Origin of the sequence: Verrucomicrobium sp. BvORR106 (assembly GCF_000739655.1) — a bacterium.
Taxonomy (GTDB): domain Bacteria; phylum Verrucomicrobiota; class Verrucomicrobiia; order Verrucomicrobiales; family Verrucomicrobiaceae; genus Verrucomicrobium.
Map to the genome: position 1 here is coordinate 67,405 of NZ_BATR01000066.1, position 6,502 is coordinate 73,906.

At 60.9% G+C, this 6,502-nt stretch carries 5 protein-coding genes; all 5 read left to right on the forward strand.

Annotated elements, in window-relative coordinates; all coding sequences use genetic code 11:
* Positions 1 to 29 precede the first annotated feature (29 nt).
* The 5 genes from BV106_RS10360 (at position 30) to BV106_RS10380 (ending at position 5,117) form a co-directional block, all read left to right on the forward strand.
* Positions 30 to 1,238, forward strand: coding sequence for a molybdopterin-dependent oxidoreductase (locus BV106_RS10360; RefSeq protein WP_038164160.1), 1,209 nt, complete (start codon positions 30 to 32; stop codon positions 1,236 to 1,238).
* A 47-nt stretch (positions 1,239 to 1,285) separates the two neighbouring features.
* Complete coding sequence (locus BV106_RS10365; RefSeq protein WP_038164162.1) at positions 1,286 to 1,606, forward strand: hypothetical protein; 321 nt, start codon at positions 1,286 to 1,288, stop codon at positions 1,604 to 1,606.
* Positions 1,590 to 2,885 carry an MFS transporter gene (locus BV106_RS10370; protein WP_051945603.1) on the forward strand — a complete coding sequence of 432 codons (1,296 nt, stop codon included), beginning with the start codon at positions 1,590 to 1,592 and terminating at the stop codon, positions 2,883 to 2,885. The genes BV106_RS10365 and BV106_RS10370 overlap by 17 nt, the downstream gene beginning before the upstream one ends.
* A gap of 7 nt (positions 2,886 to 2,892) precedes the next feature.
* Entirely contained in the window at positions 2,893 to 4,053 is a 1,161-nt protein-coding gene (locus BV106_RS10375; RefSeq protein WP_081891642.1) for an ROK family transcriptional regulator, read from the forward strand.
* 224 nt (positions 4,054 to 4,277) lie between these two features.
* Positions 4,278 to 5,117 (forward strand): 4'-phosphopantetheinyl transferase superfamily protein, encoded by an 840-nt coding sequence (locus BV106_RS10380; protein ID WP_265595520.1) that lies wholly within the window; start codon positions 4,278 to 4,280, stop codon positions 5,115 to 5,117.
* Positions 5,118 to 6,502: the final 1,385 nt, after the last annotated feature.

Here is a 6,502-nt window from a genome sequence, read left to right on the forward strand (position 1 = left end):
ACTAGCCGGTGATCGTGCGTTTCCTGTTCATGCACAACCCCTCCCCCACCCGACGTCACTTTCTACAAAAAGCAGGTCTAGCCACTCTTGGCCTCGCCGGCACGCTCGGCGCGGCGGACAGCGTGGTGCTGCCGTTTGAGAATGGAGAACGCAGGCTGGTGAAGTTTCCTCAAAAGAGGCCGCTCATTCTGCTTACGCACCGCCCGCCGCAGCTGGAGACCCCGTTTGAGGTCTTCAAGGATGTGATCACGCCCAATGACGCGTTCTTCGTGCGGTACCACCTCTCCAACATCCCGAAGACCGTGGATGAAAAGGCCTTCCGCCTGGAGGTGAAAGGGCTGGTGAATACGCCGCTCCAACTCTCGCTGGACGAGCTGAAGAAGAATTTTGAGCAGGTAGAGGTTATTGCCGTGAACCAGTGTTCCGGGAACAGCCGTGGTTTCTTCAAACCCCGCGTGGGCGGCGGCCAGCTGGGCCATGGGGCCATGGGGAATGCCGTCTGGAAAGGCGTGCGGCTGAAGGACGTGCTGCAGAAGGCGGGTGTGCAGGCCGGGGCGAAGCAGGTGGTGTGCAACGGGATGGACACGCCGCCCGTGCCGCAGACGCCGGATTTCATCAAGGCGCTGGAGATGGATCACGCGCTGGATGGCGAGATCCTGCTGGCCTGGGAGATGAATGGTGAGCCGCTGCCGCTGCTGAATGGCTACCCGCTGCGCCTGGTGGTGCCGGGCTACTATGGCACGTACTGGATCAAGCATCTGAATGAGCTCACGGTGGTGAAGGATGCCTTCGACGGCTTCTTCATGGCCACGGGGTACCGCATCCCCGCCACACCGGGCGGCTGCGTGGAGCCCGGGACCACCCCTGCCAGCACGATCCCGATCAACAAGTTTACGATCCGCTCCTTCATCACGAGCCTGGCGGACGGGGCCACGGTGAAAGCCGGGCAGTCGACGGTGGTTCAAGGAATTGCCTTCGACGGGGGCGAGGGCATCACGGAGGTGACCTTCTCTGATGACGGGGGCCGCACCTGGCGCGGGGCGGAGCTGGGCAAGGATCATGGAAAGTACTCCTTCCGGCCATGGAGCTTCACCTGGACGCCGCCGAAGCAGGGCGCCTGGGAGCTGCGCTGCCGGGCGACGAATCGCGTGGGCCAGACCCAGCCGATGGAGCCGCTGTGGAACCCGGCAGGCTATCTGCGCAATGTGGTGGAGACCGTGAAGGTCTCTGCGGCTTGATTCGACGAACGCATTTCTCTTTCCCCAACCCTCTTCTTTTTCCTGACATGAGACTTTCCCTTCTTGCTCTTCCTCTGGCTCTGCTTGGCACCGCTTTCCTTGTTCCCGGCAGCGCTGCGCCGCTGCCCAAGGAGGAGGACTGGCCGGCGGAAACCGGCACTTACAAAGCCGGACAGGGCGTGGAGCTGGCCCAGTCCCTCTGCATCACCTGCCACTCTGTGGAGTATGTGGCCAGCCAGCCGCCGTTCCCCCGGAAGTTCTGGGATGGGGTGGTGAAGAAGATGAAAGACAAATATGGCGCTCCGCTGCCGGATGAGACCACCGCACTGGTGGACTATCTGACCACGACCTATGGCTCAGGCAAGTGACGCCTTGAATGTCCCGCACCATTGGTGGCACGGCGTGAGCCGCTACCAATGGATGGTCCTCCTGATCGCCTCGGCGGGTTGGGTGTTTGACGCGTTCGAGGGGCAGCTCTTCAACGTGACCCGGGCGGATATGCTGCCGGCGATCCTGGGCACAGGGGAGCCGGGAGCCGTCAAGCTCTGGGGGGAGCGGTTCCTGGGCATCTTCCTGATCGGAGGCACGGTGGGGGGCTGGCTCTTTGGCTCGCTGGCGGACCGCTGGGGGCGGCGTCCGGTCATGATCCTGACCATTCTATTTTACTCGGTCTTCTCGGGGTTGATGACCTTTGCCACCGAGCTCTGGCAAGTGGGGGTGTTGAGATTCCTCGTGGCCATGGGGGTGGCCGGGGAGTGGGCGGTGGGGGCAGCGCTGGTGGCGGAGGTGTTCCCGCAGGAGTCCCGGGCCCGGGCGGCGGGCATCTACCACTCCTCCAGTGTCATCGGCCTGTGGCTCGCTGCGGTGGTGGGCATCGTGGTGGGGACGGAGTGGCGACTGGCGTACCTGGTGGGCATTCTGCCTGCCCTGCTGGTGATCTGGGTACGGGCAGGTATCAAGGAGCCGCTGCCGTGGCAGCAGGCCCGCATTCAGCGGCAGGGGCGTCTGGGAAGCTTCAAGGAACTGCTGACGGATCCCTTCTCCAGAAAGCGCGCTGTGCTGGGGGCCTTTCTGGCGATGGTGGGGCTGGCTACTTTCTGGGGCGTGGTCATCGCAGGTCAGGATCTGGCCAGAGAGCTACTGCTCGCGCAAGGACATCCTACGGGTGAAGCTGCGTCCCAGGCAAAGTTTGCGTACGGATTTATCCAGACACTGGGTGCGGCATTGGGCATGCTTTCGTTCGGTCCCATGAGTGTGAAGCTGGGTAGAAGAGGAGCATTTGCGCTAATGCATGTTGGCGCAATCATCATCACGCCTGCCGTGTGCTGGTTGCCCCAAGCGTACAACAGCTATCCACTGCTGCTGTGTTTGCTGCCTGTTTTTGGCTTCTTTGCACTGGGCATGCACTCGGGTTATGCCGTGTATTTTCCGGAATTGTTCCCCACACATCTGCGCGCTACGGGTGCGGGATTTTGCTTTAACACGGGCAGAATTTTGGCTGCGCCTGTGCTGTTCTGGCTGTCTGGCGGACTCAAAGCGGCGTTTGATCTTTCCACCGCTATTTCAATCTTATCTGGATTTTTTCTGGTCGGATTATTGATTCTGGTATTTCTTCCTGAGACCAAAGGGGAAGAACTACCGGATTAATAAGGTTATGCTGGGATTGAAAGTTCAGGACAACGCGGATTTTGGTGCCGAAATTATTCGGAGGGTGAGGGAACACAGCGGCTTGTCGCGAGTGGAACTCGCACGTGTCATCGGAGTGGCAGCATCGACCATCGGTCGACATGTGGATGCACTGGTGGCGACCGGATACTTTACGGAAAGTGTGGAGCCAACGAAGGAGGCGGGGCGCCCGCCGACCCGACTGCGACCCAACCCGGCGCGAGGATGTTTCCTTGGGGTGGATTTTTATGCGGACATGATGTTCGCCACCGCCGTGAACTTCGCGCAGGAAACCATCGCGCAGCGGAAGGTGCCGCTGCAGGGCCAGATGGGCGTGGAGTCTGTGTTGCGTGAGATCACGGCTGCGCTGGCTGAACTGGCCCGGGAGACCCATCTGCCGCTGCTGGCGGTGGGCCTGGCAGTCCCAGGCCGCGTGGATACCCGTCGTGGGGTGGGGTTGAAGTACGTGCATGTGCCCGGCTGGGAGAATGTGCCGCTGTCCTCCATCATCAGTGATGCGGTGAACGCGCCGGTTTACATCGAGAACAACATCCGCACCATGTCCCTCGCGGAGCGGTGGTTTGGTGAAGGTCGTGGCTGCCAGGATCTGGTCTGCCTGGGCGTTCGCTATGGCATCGCCGCGGGCGTGATCCGCGATGGCCAGCTGGCCACGGGGCACCAGGAGCTGGGCGGGGAGATCCGTGGCTGGAACTGCCCGGTGTACAACGCGCTGGAGGAGAAGTGGGAATGGCGCTCTGGAGGCACGTTTGAAAAGTATGCCTCTGTCACGGCCGCGCTGACCCGCTACAACACCCTGAGCGGCTCCGATGTGGAGCTGGAAGGTTTTTTGGAGAAGGCGCAGGAGGGGGACTCCCATGCGCTGACCGCAGTGCGTGAGGTGGCGGCGGTGCACGGCTGGGCGATTGCCCAGATGGTGCAGCTCATCGACCCGGAAATCGTTGTGGTGGCAGGTCCGTTGACGGCGCTGGGTGACATCTATCTTGACTCCGTGCGCAACTTCGCCCTTCAGTTCGAGAGCGACTACCATCCCAGCGTGCCGATCTTGATCTCAGAGCTTGGGGAGTTCGCCGGCGCAGTGGGGGCCGCGGCTCTCGCACTGGAGAAATGGCGCCCTGCGGATGTGGGCTGATCGCCGACGCTTTATTTGTAGATTTAGATAAAAAGAACCAGGCTGCTCAAGTGCGGCCTGGTTCTTTTTTTATAATAACAATGTCTGTAATGAAGGGGATCCGAGAGGGATAGTGGTGTGCATCAAACGGGTGAAGTTTTTTTTGAAATATTTTTGAGGAGTTGTCGGCCAAAGGATGTCCAAGCCCCGATACTTGTTAGAGCTGGCTGAAAATGGGTTTCTCCATGATCAGCCGTCTGGCATGGAAATGGCTCCTCAAACCCGCAAAGGGGAACTTCCGCATGACGTCCACGACCACCCACGAGACCTCGGAAACAGCCAACGGGCGCTTCGGCATGATGCTCGCCCACTTCGCCCTCGGCAGGCGGTCTGCCTCCTCCGCCATGGAGGAGCGATCCGTGCTCTGCCGGATTCTTGATGGAAGAGACCTCGACGAGGTCTGTCCGATCGACTCCGCCATGCTGACGCTGGAGGAGCGGGCTCACTACCACGCCACGCTGCGGGATCGCCGCACCTGTGCCTTGGCGGTGCGCACCCGGGCGGAACTGCGGCGCATGCTGGGACGGGAGATCGGCATGCCGCCCAACCAGGTGCCGCTGCGCATGGATGTGCATGGAAAGCCGCGCTGCATGCATCCTCTGGCCAGTGATCTGGACTTCAGCGTCGCGCACTCAGACGAATGTTCCCTGATTATTCTTGGGGAGGCGGCGGGCATCGGGGTGGATGTCGAGGAGATCGACGAGCACGAGCCGTCGGATGAGCACCTTGAGATTGCTTTTACCGAGGATGAGTTTCTGGCGTGGTCCTGCTTGCCGGACGGTTTGCGCCGACGCGCCTTTGCCGAAGCCTGGACCATCAAAGAGGCTTCTCTGAAGGCCATGGGTGTGGGCCTGGATGGATCTCCGCACGAGGTGCAGGTGCACTTTGATGCCGCAGGCAATGCCTGGCCCATTTTCCCCGGACCCGGGTGGGCGTTTGAGCGGATCCGGTTCTGCCCGCGCCATGTGGCGAGTTTTGTCGCGATGTTGACGCCGGCCTGCTTCGCAGGAGACAGAAGACCTTAAGACACACGACACAAGACTTGAGTCGGTGGGTGGTTGGCAATGTAGTGACGGACTTCAGTCTTGGTCAGCGGTGGGGGCGCGTGACGAGGGACGTTGGCGTTCAATCGCTCCGATTCCGCCCGGCGGTTGTGCAAGCACAAACCGCCGCTCCTTGTCACTGAAGCCGGCGAACGCTGGGGTCGACGAAGAACGTCACAAGGACCAGCTAAAGCGGTGATGCTCACCGCAGTCCCAAAATCCCGCGAGCGGGATCAGGTGTTGGGGGTGGTGGGGAGGCTTGCTGGTTGGCAGGCCTTAGGTATCGCTGGTGAGCGGACGGTTTGGTTTAAGGGAAATAAGCGAGGTTCATTCAGCGCGGTCAGTAAAAGTAGGGAGGGACACTCCTGTCCCGGTCCGGTGCAAACGTCCCATGGAGTGGTGTTGGAATCTCGCGTCCAGATCACTTGGGTTTTTCCTCGAATCAGGGGATGTGCCTGGCAAGCGGAGTGCATGCCCTCCAACGTCGACAACCGATTGAAATCGGAACAGTGTGGCGGGAAGTTGGGTGCCGAGGCAACGTCGCTGGCATCCACTCCGGGATGCAATGCTTGATCTGATCTTCCGGAGGTGTCAGTCGCTACGCTCCTTCAACCATCCGGCTAATGGCTATGATGCCTCCGGCATCGGACCACCTGGGCCGGACAAGATCAGATCGGCGACCTTACTTCCCGATGAGACCACCGCAACTCTGAGCGCACTGACTCCTTAACAGGCGCGCCTTGATGAAACTTGCGCTCATCATGAGACGACCAACGGAGCAGTCAGTAAAAGGAGTGAGGGACATTCCTGTCCCGGTCCCGTGCAAACGTCCCATGAGGGCGTGTTGGCATGCCGCAGCCAGATGACCTGGGTTTGCCCCCGGCAGGGGACGTGCGTGGCAAGCGGAGCGCTTGCCCTACAGGTGGCGATTGCAGATTGAAATCGGAACAGTGTGGAGGGGAAGTTGCATGCCGAGGCAACGTCGCTGGGGGAGTAGTCCGACGGTCCCCGTCGGCTCAGTCGCCGCGGGGGATGCACGGTCAATTTATCCAATTTATCCAATTGATCCTTCCTCGCTCCTGCCAAGGACCCTGGGGTGCTGACCTGGAGGTGTTGATGGCGGTGGGTAGGAAGCGGAGGCTGTCGGCCTTCCCACCTGATCATCCTCTCTGGAGTCACCCAACGTTGACTCGCTTAGGGCTCGTCCAACATTGGGCTGTGCTACAGATCCCATACTGGGATCAACTTCGGCCTGAGGCGGGCATCTCAATGAGGTTCCTTGGCGGCCACCCCAACTGCGCACGGTTGGTCCACTCCCGCCTACGACGCGGGTGTTGACTTCGTGGCGGGGATCACGGTTTCCGCTG